This window comes from Mesobacillus thioparans (assembly GCF_965138835.1).
GTDB lineage: Bacteria > Bacillota > Bacilli > Bacillales > Cytobacillaceae > Mesobacillus > Mesobacillus thioparans.
The window spans coordinates 500,236-521,464 of the sequence record NZ_CBCSFH010000001.1 but is presented as its reverse complement, the minus strand read 5'-3'; the positions used below and the strand labels follow the sequence as shown (position 1 = coordinate 521,464).

General features: G+C 43.7%; 20 protein-coding genes. 17 read left to right on the top strand and 3 right to left on the bottom strand.

Annotated features, from left to right (window positions below; translation table 11 throughout):
• Positions 1-141 precede the first annotated feature (141 nt).
• The 9 genes from ACNAZ4_RS02705 to ACNAZ4_RS02665 all read left to right on the top strand — a co-directional run bounded on the left by ACNAZ4_RS02705 (position 142) and on the right by ACNAZ4_RS02665 (position 6,145).
• Entirely contained in the window at positions 142-441 is a 300-nt protein-coding gene (locus ACNAZ4_RS02705; protein WP_415812646.1) for a metal-sulfur cluster assembly factor, read from the top strand.
• A gap of 160 nt (positions 442-601) precedes the next feature.
• Positions 602-967 (top strand): hypothetical protein, encoded by a 366-nt coding sequence (locus ACNAZ4_RS02700; RefSeq protein WP_415812645.1) that lies wholly within the window; start codon positions 602-604, stop codon positions 965-967.
• A gap of 134 nt (positions 968-1,101) precedes the next feature.
• Positions 1,102-1,200: a YjcZ family sporulation protein gene (locus ACNAZ4_RS02695; protein ID WP_079508178.1), complete on the top strand. Its 99-nt coding sequence runs from the start codon at positions 1,102-1,104 to the stop codon at positions 1,198-1,200.
• 26 nt (positions 1,201-1,226) lie between these two features.
• Positions 1,227-1,358, top strand: coding sequence for a YjcZ family sporulation protein (locus ACNAZ4_RS02690; protein WP_415812644.1), 132 nt, complete (start codon positions 1,227-1,229; stop codon positions 1,356-1,358).
• Between the two features lie 243 nt (positions 1,359-1,601).
• Positions 1,602-2,129: an RNA polymerase sigma factor gene (locus ACNAZ4_RS02685; RefSeq protein ID WP_415812643.1), complete on the top strand. Its 528-nt coding sequence runs from the start codon at positions 1,602-1,604 to the stop codon at positions 2,127-2,129.
• Complete coding sequence (locus tag ACNAZ4_RS02680; protein ID WP_415812642.1) at positions 2,113-2,730, top strand: hypothetical protein; 618 nt, start codon at positions 2,113-2,115, stop codon at positions 2,728-2,730. The genes ACNAZ4_RS02685 and ACNAZ4_RS02680 overlap by 17 nt, the downstream gene beginning before the upstream one ends.
• Before the next feature lie 128 nt (positions 2,731-2,858).
• On the top strand, positions 2,859-4,151 hold the full coding sequence (locus ACNAZ4_RS02675) for an ABC transporter substrate-binding protein (protein ID WP_415812641.1): 1,293 nt from the start codon (positions 2,859-2,861) through the stop codon (positions 4,149-4,151).
• 135 nt (positions 4,152-4,286) lie between these two features.
• The gene (locus ACNAZ4_RS02670) at positions 4,287-5,279 is read left to right on the top strand and encodes a carbohydrate ABC transporter permease (RefSeq protein ID WP_415812640.1); all 993 of its coding nucleotides are present in this window, start codon (positions 4,287-4,289) and stop codon (positions 5,277-5,279) included.
• Positions 5,276-6,145, top strand: coding sequence for a carbohydrate ABC transporter permease (locus tag ACNAZ4_RS02665; RefSeq protein ID WP_415812639.1), 870 nt, complete (start codon positions 5,276-5,278; stop codon positions 6,143-6,145). Before ACNAZ4_RS02670 ends, ACNAZ4_RS02665 begins: the two co-directional genes overlap by 4 nt.
• 40 nt (positions 6,146-6,185) lie before the next feature.
• Here the strand turns inward: ACNAZ4_RS02665 and ACNAZ4_RS02660 are convergent, their stop codons facing one another.
• The gene (locus ACNAZ4_RS02660) at positions 6,186-6,419 is read right to left on the bottom strand and encodes a hypothetical protein (protein ID WP_415812638.1); all 234 of its coding nucleotides are present in this window, start codon (positions 6,417-6,419) and stop codon (positions 6,186-6,188) included.
• Between the two features lie 177 nt (positions 6,420-6,596).
• Positions 6,597-7,049, bottom strand: a complete 453-nt coding sequence (locus tag ACNAZ4_RS02655; RefSeq protein ID WP_415812637.1) for a YkvA family protein — start codon at positions 7,047-7,049, stop codon at positions 6,597-6,599.
• A gap of 283 nt (positions 7,050-7,332) precedes the next feature.
• On the opposite strand from ACNAZ4_RS02655, the gene treP reads away from it, so the two are divergent.
• The 5 genes from treP (at position 7,333) to ACNAZ4_RS02630 (ending at position 13,154) form a co-directional block, all read left to right on the top strand.
• Positions 7,333-8,748, top strand: a complete 1,416-nt coding sequence (gene treP / locus ACNAZ4_RS02650) for a PTS system trehalose-specific EIIBC component (protein WP_415812636.1) — start codon at positions 7,333-7,335, stop codon at positions 8,746-8,748.
• Positions 8,749-8,797: 49 nt separating this feature from the next.
• Positions 8,798-10,483 (top strand): alpha,alpha-phosphotrehalase, encoded by a 1,686-nt coding sequence (treC, locus tag ACNAZ4_RS02645; protein WP_415812635.1) that lies wholly within the window; start codon positions 8,798-8,800, stop codon positions 10,481-10,483.
• Between the two features lie 336 nt (positions 10,484-10,819).
• Entirely contained in the window at positions 10,820-11,230 is a 411-nt protein-coding gene (locus ACNAZ4_RS02640) for a YugN family protein (protein WP_415812634.1), read from the top strand.
• A 294-nt stretch (positions 11,231-11,524) separates the two neighbouring features.
• Positions 11,525-12,706: an alanyl-tRNA editing protein gene (locus ACNAZ4_RS02635; protein ID WP_415812632.1), complete on the top strand. Its 1,182-nt coding sequence runs from the start codon at positions 11,525-11,527 to the stop codon at positions 12,704-12,706.
• Between the two features lie 235 nt (positions 12,707-12,941).
• A complete protein-coding gene (locus ACNAZ4_RS02630; RefSeq protein ID WP_415812631.1) occupies positions 12,942-13,154 on the top strand; it encodes a hypothetical protein in 213 nt (70 codons plus the stop codon).
• Between the two features lie 30 nt (positions 13,155-13,184).
• Here the strand turns inward: ACNAZ4_RS02630 and ACNAZ4_RS02625 are convergent, their stop codons facing one another.
• Entirely contained in the window at positions 13,185-14,060 is an 876-nt protein-coding gene (locus tag ACNAZ4_RS02625) for a metal-dependent hydrolase (protein ID WP_415812630.1), read from the bottom strand.
• Between the two features lie 150 nt (positions 14,061-14,210).
• Here ACNAZ4_RS02625 and ACNAZ4_RS02620 point away from each other — a divergent pair, with 150 nt between their 5' ends.
• The 3 genes from ACNAZ4_RS02620 to ACNAZ4_RS02610 all read left to right on the top strand — a co-directional run bounded on the left by ACNAZ4_RS02620 (position 14,211) and on the right by ACNAZ4_RS02610 (position 21,204).
• Positions 14,211-15,785 carry a peptide chain release factor 3 gene (locus ACNAZ4_RS02620; protein ID WP_415812629.1) on the top strand — a complete coding sequence of 525 codons (1,575 nt, stop codon included), beginning with the start codon at positions 14,211-14,213 and terminating at the stop codon, positions 15,783-15,785.
• Between the two features lie 376 nt (positions 15,786-16,161).
• Positions 16,162-17,559: a Na+/H+ antiporter NhaC gene (gene nhaC / locus ACNAZ4_RS02615; RefSeq protein WP_415812628.1), complete on the top strand. Its 1,398-nt coding sequence runs from the start codon at positions 16,162-16,164 to the stop codon at positions 17,557-17,559.
• 378 nt (positions 17,560-17,937) lie between these two features.
• Positions 17,938-21,204 (top strand): efflux RND transporter permease subunit, encoded by a 3,267-nt coding sequence (locus ACNAZ4_RS02610; RefSeq protein WP_415812627.1) that lies wholly within the window; start codon positions 17,938-17,940, stop codon positions 21,202-21,204.
• The last annotated feature ends 25 nt before the right edge of the window (positions 21,205-21,229 follow it).

The following is a 21,229-nucleotide window of genomic DNA, read 5'->3' as shown; positions in this document are numbered from 1 at the left end:
GCCAGTAATTGACACAATTTAGCCTTCTATTCATGACAAAAATATGAAATGTGAAGCAGAGCACTCCAAATATTTTCCACCATCTTTTATCATATAAGTAAAGGAACATCAGTCACGACTTCGCGAGAGGAGGTACTCAATATGGATAAAGTCGATATTTATAAAATGCTTGAAGAGGTAAAAGAGCCGATGCTTGGAGTCGATATTGTGAACCTTGGCCTCGTTTACGAAGTCAGTGTCAAGGACGATCGTGATGTGGAAATCGTGATGACTACCAGGAATGAGAATTGTATGCTTGCCGATTATATTGCCCTCTCTGCCCGGGAACATTTGACGGACCAGATGAAAATCCTCGAGCATATCGACATCAAAATGGTTTCCGCCCCAAAATGGACGAAGGACCGGATGACGAGATATGCAAAGTTTTTGCTGGACCTATAATATGCACATGCGAGATAAGATTGAAGCTCATACTGCGATCTTTTTTGCTTCTTTATGGATGAAAGTTGTCTTGGAATTTCTTCCATACCCCAATATAAGTTTACATTTGAACGAATTGTCTTTTAGAATGTGAGTTGGGGGAAAAATGGAGGCATCAATTATGATTTATAAAAAGATATCAGGAATCAGTATGTGGAAATTGAACAGGACATTAAAGAAACTGGCGTTTGCAAGGATGGAACTTGAGAAACAGATGCGGAAGGAACTGATCGTCGTCCTGTTGGAGCCAAAAAAGGATAATGTGCTTGCCAGTCCGGAGGAGAAAAAGGAAATTGAAAGGACTGTGCAGGAATTAAGCGGCTTTGAGACATTGAGGATCTGCCTGCTTGAAGATTGCAAGCCGGTATACATGGAAAAAATGACGAACAACGGAATATCAAGATGGCTGGAAATACCAGTGAATCCTTTGATTACATATGAATTTTTGTATGAGAACCAGGAAAACCAGGTGCAAAAAATTGGATAATGAGATGCAAAAAGAGGACCTACCGGGGTTCTCTTTTTTATTTTTAAATGGGCTAGTATTTTTTTTGGTGTTTAATTGCACAAATGTCCCGGGTTGAATAGGATATAGGGACACAAAAAAAGGAGGTTGTTACGATGTCAGATGGATGCGGCTACGGCGGAGGTTTTGCTTTGCTTGTTGTTTTGTTCATTCTTTTAATCATTATCGGAGCGTCTTGGGGTTTCGGTTATTAAAGTAAACTTCATTAGGAGGTTATAAAATGTACGGATATGGCGGATGCTGCGGATATGGCGGCTACGGCGTAGGAGGGGCTGGATACGGCAGCGGATTTGTATTGATCGTTGTGCTGTTTATCCTCTTGATCATCGTCGGCTGCTCATGCTATCGCTAATAATTATACTTTAAGCGCAGAGGTCACTCCAGATCAGCGCTTAAATTAGAAAAGATTGGAATGAATGATAAAAAGATGCTTGAGCCATTGGTTCAAGCATCTTTTTAATGCAAACTTTGGTTAAAAAGCACGATGAAAAATTATTGAATTCCTGTTATTTTTAGTTAAATTAAAAATATTCCGAAAATAGTGTTGCTTTTTTCGTGCTTGTTCGTCTAACTGTCTGAATAAGGGGGGAGAAATTTGAGCGATTATTACAGCATTCATTTCCAAAAGGTATACGAGGAGTACAGTGATAAGGTATTTGGCTATTTGTTGCTATTGACCGGAAAGAAGGAAGTCGCGGAAGATTTAACCCAGGAAACCTTTCTAAGAGTGTACAAGAACATCCATCAATTCAATGGAGACTCGCAAATTTTCACATGGCTGGTGAAAATAGCGCGAAATGTGGCGATTGACCACTTAAGGAGAGGGAGAAGGCTGCGTTTTTTTTCATTGGACCAGTTTTCTGTTCAATCAAGTCTGCCTTCTCCAGTAGAGATTATCGTAAAAGGAGAAAAGACATCGCTTCTTTATAAAGCGATCAAGGCATTGAAGCTAAGCTATCAGGAAGTGTTGATACTAAGGAAAATCAAGGAGTTTTCAATCAGGGAAACCGCTTTGATTCTTGGATGGAGCGAAAGCAAAGTGAAGATCACCACTTCGAGGGCAATGGCCGCCCTAAAAAAAGAGTTGAAGAGAAGAGGGGAACTAATTGAGGAAATCATTTGAACTAGAAGATCGCTTCAGTAATCTTAATAAGATACCAAGGTCGGAAATCCAAAAAAGGAAAACCTTTAATACAATCCTTCAAAACGGAAAGCCTGAAAGGCAACTGCACTGCATAATTAAAAATTGGACAGGCAGTTTCCTGACATTTGTAATGATCCTGTCCTGCGCTGCTTTCCTTTTCACTGAAGTCCAAACACCGGCACAAGATGTTCAAAGTGCTATCAAACCAGCGCAAATACTCGCGTCAAGCGTTCCGGTCATTTCGTATTTAACTAAATCCGATTCTGCAGACATGTTCAAACTTCACTCGAACTTGACCAGAAAGGGAGTAACCATTGTAGATGACGCCTTCTGGATGGAGACACTGAATAAGACAGTCAACGGCCATGGCAGCGTGGAGCAGCACCCATCATCTGACCAGGTGTATGATATATTGTTGATCTATGAAAACAGGAAGCCAGATAAATGCAAATTATGGATTGTCGATGACACGGTTTTTATCAAAAGAATAAAAGGACCACGCGTTTATACAATTGAAAAAGATAATTCCGAAAAAGTGATTGCAATGATCAGGGATATGGAAAAACAGGTTCAGTTTTGAGCCTTTTTTTTTTATGTTCAGATGAACCTTTCGAACTATTTTCAAGAAAAAACGTTTAGGGAGCCGAAGTAGGTGGTAATAGTGGGGTTGTACTTATAAATCAACTTGAATATACAGGGGGATCAGAGATGAAAAGGGGTCTAGCAGTACTTGCAGCAGCAGCCATGCTTATCGGCTTGCTGGCTGGATGCTCAGGGGAGCAAAGCGCAGAAGCGGAAAAAACGAAAGACGGGAAGGTAGTTGTTGATTTCTGGACATTCTGGGGGTCGGAAACACGCCGGCCGATCATTGAAAAGATCATTGACGATTACAACAATTCCCAGGATAAAGTTTTTGTTAAGCACACATTCCTGCCATGGGGTGATATCTGGACGAAGAATCTTGCGTCCGTTGCAGCAGGCAACCCGGCAGATGTCATCGTTAATGATATCAACACTGTTGCCCAGCGTGCTGAGAACAAGCAGGTTGAGGATTTAAGCGAGTATGTTGATGGTTCATTCAAGCAGCAGTTTTATCCACATCTTTGGGACACGGTTGAACATGAAGGAAAGACATACGCGGTACCTTTCAATACGGATACGCGCCTTCTTTTTTATAACAAAAAAGCTTTCGAGGAAGCAGGACTTGATCCCGAAAAGCCGCCAGCAACATGGGCTGAACTTGAAGAATATGCTCAAAAGTTAGATGTGAAAAATGGCAATAAATATGATCGCGTCGGTTTCTATCCACTTTGGGGAAGTCTTGGTGCTTCCAGTTGGATGATAAATGCAGATAATGGGAAAGGCTTCATCGAGGATGGAGAGCTGGCTATCAACACGCCAAAAAAAGTGGAAGCACTCAACTGGATTCTTGATTGGAAAGAGCGTCTTGGTGAAAAGACAGTACAGGCTTTTCAGGCGGAATTCGGAAGTGAGCAGTCCAATCCTTTCATCGCAGGAAAAGTAGCGATGTGGGTTGATGTCGGCACATTCTATACTCAATTACGAGATTATGGTCAGGACGTTGAATTTGGCGTTGCACCTATCCCAGCTAAAGAAGAAGGAAAAGGGAATTGGTCAGAAGGCGGCGGATTCGTAGTTGAAGTGCCAAAAGGATCCAAGCATCCAAAAGAAGCAATGGACTTCATAAAATATTTGACAGATGTGGAAGCACAGAAATATTGGGCAGTCAAAAACTATGACAATGTAGCGAATAAAGAAGCAGCCGAAGCAGCTCTGAACGAACTTGAAGGGCCGGATAAAATGGTCTATGAAGCTTCTGTCAAGAATCTGGATCAAACAAAGATGTTCCCGGTACCGGTTGAATATCCAGATTATCAGAGCAGATTGAATCCGCATATCGACAATGCCTTATTAGGGAAAACTTCTCCTGAAAAAGCATTGAAAAAAGCGGAAGAAGATATTGAAAAAATGAAGAAGTAAGGCAAGGAAAAGAGAAGGCGCGTTCCGCCCTTCTCTTTTTGATAAGGTTCTTTGGCATGGCTGGAAAGAGGTTTAGTTCCTTTTTCTGAATTATCGACCATTTACATTCAAATGCAACAAGGGGGTTTAGGAAGTATGAAGTCTTCGGAAAGTACATTAGTGCATACAGAAGCTGGGTCAAAAGTAACAGGGGAACGCAAAAGCAAAGAGGCCGCGAAAAGAAGGGGCCTTAGTAAACAAGCAAAGGATAATCTGGCTGGTTATTTATTCATCTCCCCATGGATCATAGGATTTCTCGGCCTGACTTTGGGGCCATTGCTGTTCAGTCTGGCTGCTAGTTTTACAGATTACAATATTACTTCAAAAATGAATTACATCGGTTTGGAAAACTATAAACGTATGTTTACAATGGACGATTTATTCCGCACTTCTCTTTTTAATACTCTTTATTATGTTATTTTCTCGGTGCCATTGACGACTGCGGGAGCAATTATCCTGGCTGTCCTGCTGAATCAGAAGATCAAGGGGATGAAGTTTTTCAGGACAATTTATTATCTGCCAGCTGTCTTATCCGGTGTGGCAGTATACTTCCTTTGGATGCAGCTCTTGAGTCCGTCGACCGGCCTGGTGAATACAATGCTTGCCTGGTTCGGGATCGATGGTCCTGCCTGGCTGTTTGATCCGGAATGGACCAAGCCTGCATTGCTGTTGATGAAAATGTGGAGTGTAGGCGGAGGGATGCTGCTATACCTTGCCATCATGCAGGGGGTTTCGCCCCAGATGTATGAAGCGGCAGACATTGAGGGAGCTTCACCTTGGCAAAAGTTTTTTCATATCACCTTGCCAATGATTTCCCCAATCATCTTTTTTGATGTCATCACAAGTACCATCGGGGCTTTCCAAATCTTCCAGGAAGCATATGTCATGACCGAGAACGGAAGCGGCGGCCCTGGAAATTCGCTATTATTCTATAATCTGCATATGTGGAACAATGCCTTTGAAATCTTTGACATGGGATATGCTTCGGCAATGGCATGGCTGTTGTTCATCATTGTGATGATCCTGACAGCAGTCAATATGAAACTCGGGAAAAGATGGGTGCATTATGAAGGGGGTGACGGAAAATGAGTACTGTGACCGCGCCAAAATTTTATGAGACTAAAAAGTTCAAAGATAGGGTTAGGATGACATTTGTGACATTGCTGCTATTAGCCGGCAGTACGCTGATACTGCTGCCATTATGGTGGATGATTTCGACTTCATTGAAGTCACCTGCTGAGATTGCGCAGTATCCTCCGACATTTTTCCCTAAGGAGTTCAATTTCAACAATTATATCAAAGCCTGGCAGACAGCGCCTTTTACTCGTTGGGCTTTGAATACGCTCTACCTTGCGACCGTCGGCACGATCGGAAGTGTGGTTGTCAACTCATTGGTTGCTTATGGCTTTGCAAAAATCAAATTCAAGGGCAGAAATATTCTATTTGTCCTCGTTCTCTCAACGATGCTAATCCCTGGATTTGTAACGATGGTTCCGCAATATATGCTGTTTTCCAAGCTTGGCTGGGTGAACACATACCTGCCTTTGCTGGTGCCGGCATTCCTCGGCAGTGCCTTTTTCATTTTCCTGCTCCGACAGTTCATGATGGGAATCCCGAATGAACTGATTGAGGCTGCCGTACTTGATGGAGCGGGCCATTTGCAGATCTGGTGGCACATCATGCTTCCTTTGACAAAGCCCGCTTTGATTACAGTAGCAATTTTCTCTTTTAATGGTGCTTGGAATGACCTGTTGGGGCCGCTGCTGTATATCAACGATGAAAGCAAGTACACTTTGCAGATTGGTCTGCAGACATTCAAAGGGACTGTCCAGACACAGTGGCATTACTTGATGGCAATGTCTGTCACGGTATTGCTCCCAGTCATTCTGTTATTCTTCTTTTTCCAAAAGTACTTCATTGAAGGCTCGAATATCTCATCCGGAACAAAGGGATGAAAAAAAGGATGCTGAAAAAATTCAGCATCCTTTTTTAAGGTTAATTAGTTACCGGGCAGGTGGTGAGCCATACGCCAGAGACACAGGTTCTATAACCATTATAGTAGGCATATTTTGTGCATTGCCAGCATGTGTAGCCCTCAGGGTTGATACCGGTCTTGCTTTTATAATCCTCTGTTGGATTATTCCTGTTCGAATTTTGTGCAGAAGAGGCGATGACAGAACCAGAGAAAACAAGCAACAAAACAAATGTCAACATGAATAGCTTTTGCATGATTCTTCCCCCTTATTAATTAATAATCAATAGAATATAGTAAACTTTGTAAAAAATTTACTATTACTTTAAGGTACGGAAGTGATCAATGAAATAGAATAGGACAAAATGTTTATTCGCCAAAAGCCATCTTTTGTACCGGGAATTTTCCCAAGAAAAAAGCCCGTGAAATTCGGGCTAGTTCAGGGTTGGTGTATTGTTTTCAGATAGAGTTTCTTCTATGATGACCTGGTTTCCTCCCTGATTTTCCTTCCAGAAACGGAATTTTTCCAAATCGTTGGTGATTTGTTTCAGAACGAATCCGATCACGGCAGCATCATCGACTATTCCAAGCCCGATGATAAAATCCGGTATCAGATCGATCGGAGAGACAAAATAAATGATAGCAGCAATGATGGTCATGAGTGATCCAGTTGGGATCTTCCGGTATTCTCCTCGTCGCCAGGCTCCGACTAAATCGAACAAAAGCTGGAGGTTGTCCCAACTTTCAGCAAGAGCCCCTTTGTTCTCATCAGCCTTTTTGCCGGCATCCTTTATTAGAGTATCTGTTTTTTCTGGCCGCTTGATATACTCTTTAGCTTTGGACTCAAATCTTTTATAGCCTTCTTCCAGTTTTTTTGTCCCTAACATGGAAAACATCCTTCCGTCTCAATTTCATTATTCTATATTTTTACCCTTTAACTTAGGCAATCAAAACAAATCTGTCAGCTGGTAATTTTTTTCACAAGCAGCATTCATCTCGCGGTGGCGGTTTTTATTGGTACGTTTGGGGAATGTAAAGGATGAATAAAATTATTGACTTATCTTGTATATACAAGTAAAATGAGAGCGTAAACATGATGTATATACAAGTGTTCTGAATCACAGCAATTTTTTTATATTTAATGAAAACGGTAACAGGAGGAGAGGTACTATGGATCGTAAAGCAGTTGAACAGATTGTTGAGGCTGTCGGCGGCAAAGAGAATATTTCCGCAGCTACTCATTGTGTGACAAGGCTTCGTTTTGCTTTAAAGGATGAAGGAAAAGTAAACAAGGATGAGCTGGAGAATAATGATCTTGTTAAAGGGTCGTTTTCTGCAAACGGACAATACCAGGTAGTCATTGGCCAGGGGCTTGTCGATAAGGTATATGCAGAAATGGTAGCGATTACGGGAATTGGGGAAGCCTCAAAACAAGATATCAAAGATGCGGCGGCGCAAAACTTGAACCCGCTGCAAAGGGCGATCAAGACACTTGCCGATATCTTCATTCCAATCCTGCCGGCGATCGTGACTGCCGGTCTATTAATGGGAATCAATAATATCCTGACAGGTAAGGATATTTTCTTTGAAGGAAAAGCGTTAATCGATGTATATACTGGATGGGCAGATTTTGCGAGCATCATCAACTTAATTGCCAATACGGCGTTCGTATTCCTGCCTGGTTTGATTGGCTGGAGTGCAGTCAATAAGTTCGGCGGAAATCCGCTTCTTGGTATTGTACTCGGACTCATGCTCGTCCATCCTGATTTGCTGAATGCCTGGGGATACGGGGAAGCGCAACAGAAAGGCGATATCCCTGCGTGGAATTTGTTTGGATTGACCATAGAGAAAGTCGGTTATCAGGGACAAGTATTGCCGGTCTTGCTGGCTTCCTATGTACTGGCGAAAATGGAGATCTTTTTGCGAAAGAAGATACCTGATGCATTCCAACTGCTGACAGTTGCTCCAATTTCGTTGCTTGTAACTGGATTTTTATCATTCATCGTGATCGGACCAATCACTTTTGCAATCGGAAACCTGATCACTGACGGTGTAGTCGGTATTTTCGATGCAGTGCCGGCAATTGGCGGATTGATTTACGGCGGTCTATATGCACCGCTTGTCATTACGGGTATGCACCATACCTTCCTTGCGGTTGATTTGCAGTTGATTGGTACAATTGGCGGAACATTCCTCTGGCCGATGGTCGCACTTTCAAACATCGCTCAGGGATCAGCGGCTTTTGCAATGATGTTCGCTGAAAAAGATAATGAAAAATTAAAAGGTCTTTCCATGACTTCAGCCATTTCTGCATGGCTTGGAATTACCGAGCCTGCCATGTTCGGTGTGAACCTGCGCTACAGATATCCGTTCATTGCGGCCATCATCGGTTCAGCAATTGCGGGAGTTGTCATCACGCTTCGCGGTGTAATGGCACCTTCGATTGGTGTCGGCGGTCTGCCTGCATTCCTGTCAATCTTCACAGAATTCTGGGGAGTATTCTTCATCGGAATGGGCATCGCGCTTGTAGTGCCATTTGTACTGACATTCATAATGGCCAAGACCAGAAAAAAGAAAGAAGCATAATTAATTGATTGATTGATTGATTGATCCTAATGGAGGTGGAAGTTTTATCATGACTGAACCATGGTGGAAAAAGTCGGTTGTCTATCAAATCTATCCGAAAAGTTTTTATGATACGACCGGCAATGGAACAGGCGACCTACCGGGGATTATCGCCAAACTGGATTATTTGAAGGAACTGGGTGTGGATGTAATCTGGCTTACGCCAATCTATGATTCACCTCAGCGGGATAACGGCTACGATATTAAGGATTATTTCAAGATATATGAAGAATATGGCACGATGGAAGACTTTGACCGACTTCTTGAAGAGGCCCATCAGCGCGGAATCAAGCTGATCATGGATATCGTTGTGAACCACTCGTCAACTGAGAATGAGTGGTTCCAGGATGCAAGGAAATCCAAGGACAGTCCATACCGGAATTATTATATTTGGAAAGACCCTAAAGAAGATGGAAGTGCCCCGACGAATTGGGAATCCAAGTTTGGCGGAAATGCCTGGCAGTACGATGAAGCGACCGGACAATACTATCTTCATTTATTCGATGTGACCCAGGCAGATTTGAACTGGGAAAATGAACAGCTTCGCAATGATGTATATGAAATGATGCATTTCTGGTTCAAGAAAGGCGTCGACGGCTTCAGGCTTGATGTCATCAATTTGATATCAAAGGATCAGGACTTCCCGGATGACTACGGTTCTGTGCCTCCTGGAGATGGCCGTAAATTTTACACGGATGGTCCGCGAGTACATGAGTATCTTCAGGAAATGAATCGGGAGGTATTCTCTAAGTATGACAGCATGACGGTCGGCGAGATGTCTTCGACAACGATTGAGAACTGCATCAAATACTCGAATCCAGAGCGAAATGAATTGAGCATGACATTCAATTTCCATCACTTGAAAGTCGATTATGAAAATGGTGATAAATGGACCCTCGCTGATTTTGATTTCCTCGCCTTAAAGCGGATTTTATCTGTATGGCAGGAAGAAATGCATAATGGCGGCGGCTGGAATGCGCTGTTCTGGTGCAACCATGATCAGCCGCGCATTGTCTCCCGTTATGGGAATGATGATGAATACCACCGTGAATCTGCCAAAATGCTTGGGACGGCAATCCATATGATGCAGGGTACTCCATATATTTATCAGGGGGAAGAAATCGGGATGACCAATCCTTATTTTGAAAAAATTGAGGATTACCGCGATGTAGAATCCTTGAATATGTATCAGATCAAAAAGGAAGAAGGAATGCCTGAAGAGGAAATCCTGAAAATCCTTCAGAGCAAGTCTCGTGACAACTCACGGACCCCTGTCCAGTGGAATGCCGAGGAACATGCAGGATTTACAAAAGGGACTCCATGGATTGATGCAGCGAAAAATTATCAGAGTGTGAATGTTGAAAATGCTCTCGCAGATGAAAATTCAGTGTTTTATCATTATAAGAAGCTGATCCAGCTGCGAAAGCAATACGATATCATCACCTATGGCGATTACCAGCTGATTCATGAAGAACATCCCGATATATTCGCATATGTCAGGAACGGACAGGATGAAAAGCTGCTTGTCGTGAACAACTTTTATGGAAAAGATACCGTGTTTGAATTGCCGGATACAGTACAAGCTGATGGCTATCATGCTGAAATCCTGCTTTCCAACTATGATGATACGAGTAAAGATATGTCACGGGTAAATCTTCGTCCATATGAATCCGTAGTGTATCACTTAACGAAATAAATGCTTGGTGGAGGCCTGATTGAGGCCTCCTTTTTTCTATTTATTGGAAAACGTAGAGAATAAGGATGTAACCGTAGAGATTATTATTCAGAAGGTCGTAGAGATTATGGTCGTAATTGTAGAGATTAATTGCAAAACTGTAGAGATTATGAGCTAAAGCGTAGAGATTGGACCGGCATTAAAGAAGTTCCTTATCAGGATACCTATTAATTCTCAACGAAAGTGTGCTGTTTGATGGAAAACGTACATTTTACCAGTGTGCTCCTGCATGTTTGATAACCTTTTCGGAGTGGAAAAAGCTAATATATTAATCCAATACGAAAAGGGGTTTGCAAAATGGTACCGATTCAATCAAATATAGATGGTAAAGAGATCACAATGGGAGATTTGAAGAAAAACCTTGAGCCGCTCGGCTTCACGGTGAATGGCAACTGGGAATATGACCATGCTTATATCGATTACAAGATGAACGATGACCATGGTGATCAGCAGTATGTCAGGATTCCTTTAAAGTCAACGGGCGGCCCGCTTGATGATGAGGGAACATTCGTCCAGATTGGGACACCGTTCCTCCTGGATCATCAATTTGAGACAGATGTGGACGAGGAAGGGAACGTAGGCGCGCTGACTGGTTCTTTCGACCAGTTCAAATCACCCGCCGACAAGGACGCTCCATTTCCGGAAGAACTTGTAGAACGCGGAAAAGTATTGATCAGCAAAGCTGAACAGGCTCTGGGCACTTTATAAGTAATAAAGACAGCTTCCGATTAGGGGAGCTGTCTATTCTTTTGTCATGGCTCTGTTAAACCAAATGTTGTTTTTACACCTGTTGATTGTACTGGAAGGCGCGTAGACTCCTGCGGGCGCAGCTGGTCAGGTGAGACCCCGCAGGAGCAAAGCGACGAGGAGGCTCAGCGCCAGCCCCGCGGAAAGCGAAGCGCCTGGAACGAAAATCAACAGTCTTGTTTGACAGAGCCATTGGAATTAGAAAAAATGATATACTAAAAAGCATAAGTTGTGATCTGGAGCGTGAGTATGTCAATGGAGAATAAGTTATATTATCAAGATGCTTACATAAAAAGCTTTACTGCAAAGCTGGTCAGGCAGGGTGCGGATGAGTCAGGCAGGAATTATGCGGTATTAACTCAAACAGCCTTTTACCCGACAGGCGGCGGACAGCCATTCGATACTGGCAGCCTCAATGGTGTAAAAGTAGTGGATGTCGAGGAGATTGACGGAGAGATACGCCATTACATAAAAGCACCACTCGATGAAGGCATGCCAATTGAAGGGGAAATTGATTGGAACCGCCGGTTTGACCATATGCAGCAGCATGCAGGACAGCATATTCTTTCGGCCGTTTTCGAGGAACTATATGGCTATAAAACGGTCAGTTTCCATTTAGGGAAAGATACCCTCACTATTGACCTGGTTACGGAAAATCTGTCTGTACAAGAAGCTGGAAGGGTAGAAGAACTGGCTAACCAGGTAATCCTCGAAAACCGTCACATCATCACTAAATGGGTCGATGAAGACGAACTAAAGCAATATAAACTCAGGAAAGCACTTTCAGTATCGGACAATATCAGGCTCGTCATCATACCTGAATTCGATTATAACGGCTGCGGAGGAACACATCCAAACAGCACAGCACAAGTCGGCCACTTGAAAATCCTCGGATGGGAACGACAGAAGAAAGTCATCCGTGTCGAGTTTGTATGTGGACAAAGAGTGTTGAACAAGCTCGGGCAAAAGCATGAAATCCTTAAAGAGCTGTCGGTATTGCTGAATGCACCTGAACAGGATATGGTTTCTGCTGTTAACAGGCTGCTTGGCCAGAAGAAAATATCCGAAAAATCATTCGAGGAAATGAAAGACCAATTATTAAAATATGAAGCAGCCGAATTGGCTGCGGCAAGCCAGGGAGAAATCATCAGCCATTTGTATCAAGGTAGAAGCATCCAGGAACTGCAAAAGCTTGCAAGGCTGCTCACTGCACTGGCTGAAGACAAGGTAATCATACTGGTGGCAGAGAACGAAGACAAACTCCAATTTGTATTTGCCCGGGGGAAGGATGCACCTGGTAACTTAAAAGAGTTGTCAGCCCATGCCCTGTCAATGATTGACGGCAAAGGCGGAGGCAGCGACCAGCTTGTGCAAGGGGGAGGCAGCCTGATTCCAGGCGACGAATTCATCAGGGAGATTTGTAAGAATATCCAGTAATTTGATCACATAATGAAAAAAATAGTTTGAATTTAGGTTAAATGACCCGGTTCTTAAGAAGTGATTTTAGCAGTGAAGGATGCTTTCGAATCAATATTTTTCAAATAACCTAAAAAACACCAACTAATAACCTATTTTTTACAGTGCAATTGGTTATAGATGAAAGTTTTACCATTTAAAAATAGGTTTAACTCCCTCATAATGGAATTCAACCAGAGAAATAGGGGGAATCAGAATGTATGAAATTGAGAGAGGATCTGTAGAAGAGGCAATCATGATCCTGCAAAATCTCGGTCTTAAAGTGAATGAATACGAGAAGACGAATTTAATGATTCCAGTAGACAAATATAAAGAGTTATTGGAATTCACGATTGCAGTAGCCAGGAAAACGAATGATATCACGGTCACAATCGATGAACTCATGAACGATATAGAAGCGAGAATGTAAAAACAGAAGAGCAGCCGAACGGCTGCTCTTCTATTTGGTCTGGGTTTTATCGATATACTCAAACAGGAACGACTGGCCATTCCGGTAAAAGCGAGGATCATAGACTCCAATTTTCTCCCCATCATCGACGATGACCACAAATGGCGACCATTCGTAAAGCGTCTTTGCTTCAGGCTTCTTCGCAAACAGCCTATCCAGGTCTGTTTCCTCAGCAGAGGTAAGTTCGTATTGCAGCTTTCTGTCGGTAAACAGATTATCCTGAAAAATTTTAACATCGCTTTCGTTTTTCGCTATCACTGTATATGTCCAGGGAATGAAGCCAGCTGAAAGGGCAATTTGCTTATAATCATTTTCATACTGATTATAGATTAACCAGCCCTGGACACTCTGGACAACAATGTGCAGCGCAATGAAAACCCATGCTAATTTAAAATAATAAGGGCCTTTCGCTTTATTTTTCCGGGAAGCAATGAAGGCCGTGCCAAGGATGACCCAGAATACAAAATCAATGATCGGGATCGTGCCGAAAGTGAGTCTAATGTTTGAATATGGTTCGAGATAGCCTGTTCCCCAGGCATTGAACAAATCACTCGTATCATGGATAAAGACGGCCAGCCAGCCCAGGGAAAATAATTTAGGATCTTTTATTTTAAATAAGAGAAAAGACAGCAGCACAAACAATAATGACCAGACTGGCGTCAGAAACACAGAGTGGGTGATGCCCCTGTGCCACATCTGATAAAGTCCTTCATTATCCCAAAATTGGGAAATGACGTCTATGTCGGGAATCTGGCTCGCCCCAACAGCTGTCAGCAAATAGGCACGCTTTTGCGTTTTCTCCATATGTTTTTTATCAACGGCGGCATATAAGGCTAAACCGAATAAAGTATGGGTAATTGAATCCACTTTTGCACCTCCTGAAACTTCATTATAATGCTTGCCGGGAAATATTTAAAAGTTCTGATATGCAATTGCAGGATTGCAAACTTTCCGTCAGAAAGATAAGATTAATTTTATGAGGAATTTTGCCTTTAAAGAGAAAGGAAACATCAAATCATGAAAAAATTACAAGATGAAGTATTATCGCGCAGAACGTTTGCGATTATATCCCACCCGGATGCCGGGAAAACGACGCTTACGGAGAAACTGCTGTTATTCGGCGGTGCAATCCGTGATGCTGGTACTGTGAAAGCGAAGAAAACAGGGAAGTTTGCGACGAGTGACTGGATGGAAATCGAGAAGCAGCGCGGAATTTCGGTAACCTCCAGTGTCATGCAATTCGATTATGACGGCTTCAAGGTGAACATCCTTGACACACCTGGTCACCAGGATTTCTCCGAGGACACCTACAGAACATTGACAGCTGTTGACAGTGCTGTGATGATCATCGACTCAGCAAAAGGGATTGAGGACCAGACGCTCAAGCTCTTCAAGGTCTGCCGCATGAGAGGGATCCCGATCTTCACTTTTATCAACAAGCTTGATCGCCAGGGTAAAGCGCCACTGGAATTATTAGCTGAACTTGAAGAAGTTCTTGGCATTGAATCATATCCAATGAACTGGCCGATTGGAATGGGAAAAGAGTTCCTCGGAATCTATGACCGTTTCAACAACCGGATCGAACAATTCCGGGTTGATGAAGACAAGCGTTTTATTTCTTTGAATGAAGAAGGCGAAATTGATGGGGACCATTCCATGAAAGAGTCTTCGTTGTATGACCAGACCTTAGAGGAAATCATGCTATTGGATGAAGCGGGAAATGAATTTTCAAAGGAACGGATTGTCGACGGCACCCTAACGCCGGTATTCTTCGGCAGTGCCTTGACGACTTTCGGTGTCCAGACATTCCTTGATTCCTATCTGCAATTTGCGCCTTCACCACAGCCAAGGAACTCTACGGCAGGAGAAATTGATCCTAAATCTGAGGAATTCTCAGGGTTTATTTTTAAAATCCAGGCCAACATGAACCCGGCCCACCGTGACAGGATTGCTTTCCTGCGCATTTGTTCTGGGAAGTTCGAGCGGGGAATGACTGTTCAGCTTAGCCGGACCGGAAAAACGATGAAACTTGCACAGTCTACCCAGTTCATGGCTGATGACCGCAGTACTGTTGAGGAAGCTGTAGCCGGCGACATCATCGGACTGTACGATCCAGGCACATACCAGATTGGCGATACAATCGTATCTGGCAAGGAAGGATTCCTATATGAAAAACTTCCGCAATTCACGCCTGAACTTTTTGTCAGGGTTTCAGCCAAGAACGTCATGAAACAAAAGCACTTCCATAAAGGAATCCAGCAGCTTGTCCAGGAAGGAGCCATCCAGCTGTTCAAGACATTGAAGACGGAAGAGTACCTCCTCGGTGCTGTCGGACAGCTCCAGTTCGAAGTATTCGAAGCCCGGATGCGGAATGAATATAATGTCGAAGTCCTTATGGAAAGACAAGGATCGAAAATCGCCCGCTGGATCGAAGGCGACGATGTGAACGAGAACCTGTCCAGCTCTCGAAGCCTGCTAGTGGCGGACCGCTTTGACAAAAAAGTATTCTTGTTCGAAAATGAATTTGCCTTAAGATGGTTCCAGGATAAGAACCCGGAAGTAAAACTTTATAATCCTATGGATGTATCTTAAGAAATCGAGTCGGCATTAATGGCCGGCTCTTTTTTTATGGATTTGGAATAGTACAAGCCACAGTTTTTTCTTGACGTGCTATTACTTTCATAATATAGTAATAGTATTCTATAACGCTTTTATGCATAAAAGCGTTTAAGTGGAAAAGATATATAGTGCTGACAGAACTTAGTAGAATCCCCGCGAGCAGCAAAAAGAAACTGGATGGGAGCTGAAAATCCAGGCGGTGGCAGATTCGAATTACACCTGTCTCAAAAAGCGCTTTTAATGAAGTGGGTAAACAAAAGTGTTTGCCAATTAGGGTGGTACCGCGGAGCTCCTTCGTCCCTAGTGTAGAGGAGTTTTTTGCAATTTACGACTAATTGGAGGAATCAGCATGATCCATCAAAATGAATCAATTACATTGAAAACATCCGAGGCGGCAGCGGTAATAATATTACTACTGGCTGGTATAAGCTATGGCATGATCAAACTTGAACTGATGCCTCATATTCCCGTCATAATGGGAATCATGGCGCTGATGATTTATGGATTATTGAAAAAAATAAAGATGGCCGATCTGGAAAAAAGTATGGTTGAAGGTGCGAAGGCAGGCCTTGGGGCTGTAATGATATTTTTCTTTATCGGGATGCTTGTCAGCAGCTGGATTGCTGCTGGTACCATTCCGACCCTGATATTTTTTGCATTTGATCTGGTCACTGGCAAATGGTTCTACGCAATTGTCTTTATCATCACATCCATAGTTGGTTTGAGCATAGGCAGTTCGTTGACCACTTCAGCGGTAATTGGGGTAGCCTTCATCACTGTTAGCGAAGCTCTTGGTTTCTCCCTGGCTATCACAGCAGGTGCAGTGATTTCAGGTGCCTTCCTGGGTGATAAAATGTCGCCGCTCTCTGATACGACGGTTCTGGCTTCATCCACTGTAAAGGTGGACTTGTTCGAACATATAAAAAATATGTCATGGACAACAGTCCCTGCGTTCTTCATTTCTCTAATTTTGTTTGGGATTCTATCACCTGACCTCAAGTCAGCGGATTTCACACAACTAGCGAATTTGCAGAACACCCTGGTAAAGATGAATCTTGTACACTGGTACTCTTTCATTCCGCTGGCTGTAATAGTGGTCTTGGCTTTAAAAAAGGTGTCATCAATTTTAACCCTGGCAGCAGGGACCCTCACAGCCATGGCAATCAGTATGTTCATTGTCCCTATGCAAGAATGGGGGGGCCTTCCTGGAATTTTATATTCCGGATATGTTTCGGAAAGCGGGAATGCTCAGCTGGATTCACTGTTATCAAGGGGCGGAATCGAAAGCATGTTTTTTTCCATATCACTTGTCCTGCTTGCCTTGAGCATGGGCGGATTGTTGTTCAAGCTTGGCGTCCTTCCCGCCTTATTGCAAGGGCTTGCCGGAAGTCTTGAAAAGGGGCCGGTACTCATCGGTTCAACTGCATTGTCTGCTCTAGGGATCAACTTGCTGATCGGTGAGCAATACCTCTCGATCCTTTTGACAGGGAATACCTTTGCAGACCATTTTGAAAAAGCGGGACTTCATCCGAAAAACCTGTCCCGTGTCCTCGAAGATGCAGGGACAGTCACAAATCCGCTTGTCCCCTGGAGTGTGTGCGGAGTCTTCCTCAGCAGCGTCCTCGGAGTCAGTACAATGGAGTATGTTCCGTTTGCATTCTTTTGCCTGCTGTCACCGGTTTTGACCCTTGCCGCAGGATTCACCGGAATAACATTATCAAAGATTGGGAAAAACGCGGTGGCTTAGGCTTCCGCGTTTTTTTAAATTTGGTTATGTGCCCGAAACCCAAGAGAATTGGAGATTTGGGTAATATAAAACCAGATTATGTACCCGAAACTCAGAGGAACGTAGGAATTGGGGAACATAANNCAAAATTATCTGCCCGTAACCACAAAAAACGATCAAGTTGGGGCACATCCCTAATGATAAATCATGGCGCAGTCAGGGTCTTAAAGTTTCATTAATCCGCTCATTCATTTAAAATGGAGGGTATGTTAAAAATTGTTCATATACATTGTATATTGGATAGTTGAATTATCCTTGATGCTTCACTATATTAAGAATGGTATCTTTTAAAAAATGTCCGGTCAGTCATAAGGTTTTACCGCCGAAAGGAGTTAGCGTATGAAAATCAGCAATTTTTCGATCAGGAGACCTGTTTTTACATTGGTTACGATGTTTTTGGTCTTGATTCTTGGGGTGGTTTCTTTGATGAGGATTCCTCTGAAACTCATTCCGGATATAAATCCGCCTGTTGGCGTGGTCGTGACCAATTACCAGGGAGCCAGTCCTGAAGAGGTCATGGAAAAGGTGACGAAGCCTTTGGAAGCGAATCTGGCCACGTTACCGGGAATCAAGACGATGACATCGACTTCACAGGAGGGTGCAAACCTGATTTTGATGCAGTTTTCCTGGACAACCAATATAGATGATATCCAGGATGAAGTCATCCAAAGGCTGGATATGACGCCTATTCCGGACGATGCGAATAAACCGAGGTTCATGAAGTTCGACCCGTCCCAGTTTCCCATCATCCAGCTATCGTTGAGCTCTGGAAAGGACGAATCTGCGCTTAGGGAACTCGCGGAAGAGCTTGAGCTGGAACTGACCAAGGTCGAAGGGGTCGCCAGTATCAATTTATCAGGTACTTCCGTTCGTGAAGTGCGGGTGGAACTGGACCAGGAGAAGTTGCGGGATTATAAACTGAGTCAGTCGGATATTGTTGACCTGATCAGGGCTAATGATGTTTCCATGCCAGGCGATACGATTTTGACAGACGGCAAAGAATTGACGACGAGGATCATCAGCAGTCTGGATTCATTGGACACATTGAAGAATCTGACGGTGTTCACCAATCCGGTGACGAAACAGAAGGTCAAACTGGCGGATGTCGGAAAGGTCGAACTGCAAAAGCAGGATGACCGGACGATTACGAGGACGAATCAGACCCCATCCGTGCTGCTGAGTGTCCTTCAACAATCTGATGCGAATACGGCAGAGGTTTCCAAAGCGTTCCTTGATGAACTGGAAACCTTGCTTAAAAAAGATAAATACGCTGGAATTAAGTCAGATGTACTCTTTGACCAGGGCGATTATATAAAACTTGCGATCGGCAATATTTCAAACTCGCTGATTGTCGGGGGACTTTTGGCGATGCTGGTGCTGTTCTTCTTCCTGAGAAATGTGAAGAGTCCGCTCATCATCGGGATTGCCATTCCGTATTCGGTTATTTTTACGTTCGTATTAATGTTTTTCGCTGATTTTACATTGAATATCATGACGCTTGGCGGCCTGGCACTCGGGATTGGGATGCTTGTGGATAATGCCATTGTCGTCATTGAAAATATTTACCGGCATCTGTCGATGGGCAAGGATCCGAAAACAGCAGCCAGAGATGGTTCCAGGGAAGTCGGAGCCGCAATAACTGCTTCGACTTTGACAACAGTTGCGGTGTTCTTGCCGGTAGTATTCATTTCTGGAATCATTGGGGAACTGTTCACAGAGTTTGCATTGACAATCTCGTTCAGTCTGTTTGCTTCATTAGTGGTGGCGTTGACAGTTGTCCCGATGCTGGCAAGCAGGCTGCTCAAGGCTCCGAAGAAAAATGTGGAAGCGAGAAGGCAGCGCTCCAGCTCGATGAGAGGATTGGAGAAATCGATTAGATGGGCTCTGCGTCATCGTTTTGCCGTCATTCTGATCACACTGCTGATGCTTGCCGGAGGCGGTTATGGGGTGACAACTGTCGGAACGCAGTTCATCCCGCCGACAGACGAAGGATTTTTCAGCATCAGGGTGAACCTAGAGAATGGGTCGGCGTTGACCGAGACAGAAAAAGTGCTGGCAGCTTTGGAGGATAAGCTGAAAGAGGAAGAAGATGTCGATGTATACGTGAGTTTGGTCGGCACAACCCAGGAGGCTTCCTTCAGAGGCACAACGAATGCGAATGTCGGGGAATTGTACGTGAAAATGGATGAGCTTGACGAAAGGGAAATCAGTACTTTCAAGTTTGTCGATGATGTGAAAAAGGATCTTGAGCAAGCTGCTGCTGAGGCAAACAGCAGTGCTGAGCTGAGTTTCAATCTCCAGTCCACATCAGGTTCAGCCCCAAACACACTTACATTCAGTGTTCGTGATTCCAGTGAAAAAAGGCTGAATGAATCGGTTGACAAAATATATGATTCCCTGAAGGAATTGGACGATGTCAATGAACTGACAACAAGCAAGAATGATACAGTCGAAGAGGTACAGATCACTGTTGACAGGGAAAAGGCACTCGTTCAGGGTCTGGCACCAGCGCAAGTTGCGATGGTTGTCAACAATGTGACAAGAGGGGATATGGCCACCCAAATGCCTGGAGAGGATGAAGAGATTCTCGGTGTCTATGTAGAATATGACAGCGATGTAACCCAGAATATCGCTAATCTAAAGAAGCTCCTGATTAAGAAGCCGGATGGCAATTATGTCTCACTTGGCCAGATTGCCAATATAGAGACCGGCAGCGGTCCTGTTAAAATCCAGAGAATCAATCAGCAGGGTGCGGTTGAATTAACAATGAAATACAAGTCTTCAACAAACCTTGGCGATATGTCCAAGCAAGTGGACAAAAAAATAGAAGAACTTGATTTGCCAGATGAAACCGAGATTGTATTCAGTGGGGACAGGGAACTGCTCGAATCCTCAATTGATGATTTGCTGCTTGCGTTCGTTCTCGCGATCATCCTGATCTATCTTGTCATGGCTGCCCAGTTTGAATCACTGAAGTATCCATTTGTCATCATGTTCACTGTGCCGCTGATGGTGATTGGTGTCGCGATTGCATTGACCGCAACCCAAACTCCAGTCAGCTTGACGGTTATTATCGGAATCATTGTCCTCGCAGGGATTGTCGTGAACAACGCGATTGTGATCGTCGATTATATCAATCAGAAGAAAGAACGCGGTCTGAATCCGCATGAGGCAATTGTTTTATCAGTAAAAGACCGGGCACGTCCAATCCTGATGACCGCGTTAACCACAATACTTGGATTGATCCCGCTTGCTCTCGGAATCGGGGAAGGGACAGAAATCAATCAGCCAATGGGAATCACCGTTATTGGAGGATTGATCAGCAGTACATTCCTGACACTATTCGTAATTCCGGTGGTCTACAGCTTTTTTGACAAGGACTATCGCAGAAGGAATAAAATGTATGCAACTCCAGATGGCCATCTTGTACCGGCCTATCTGCTGAAAGAGCATACAGAGTCTGAATATGAAGCTGGAACCGAACAGCGGACCGATACCTTCCAGAAGGGGAAATACACGAATGAAGAGATGGCAGGTATGCTTGAAGAACTTCTTCAACAGATAAAAGAAGAAGACTCGATTCAGGATTTTAGAAGAAGAAGATAAATGTGATGCCTGGCTGGAGTTAGCC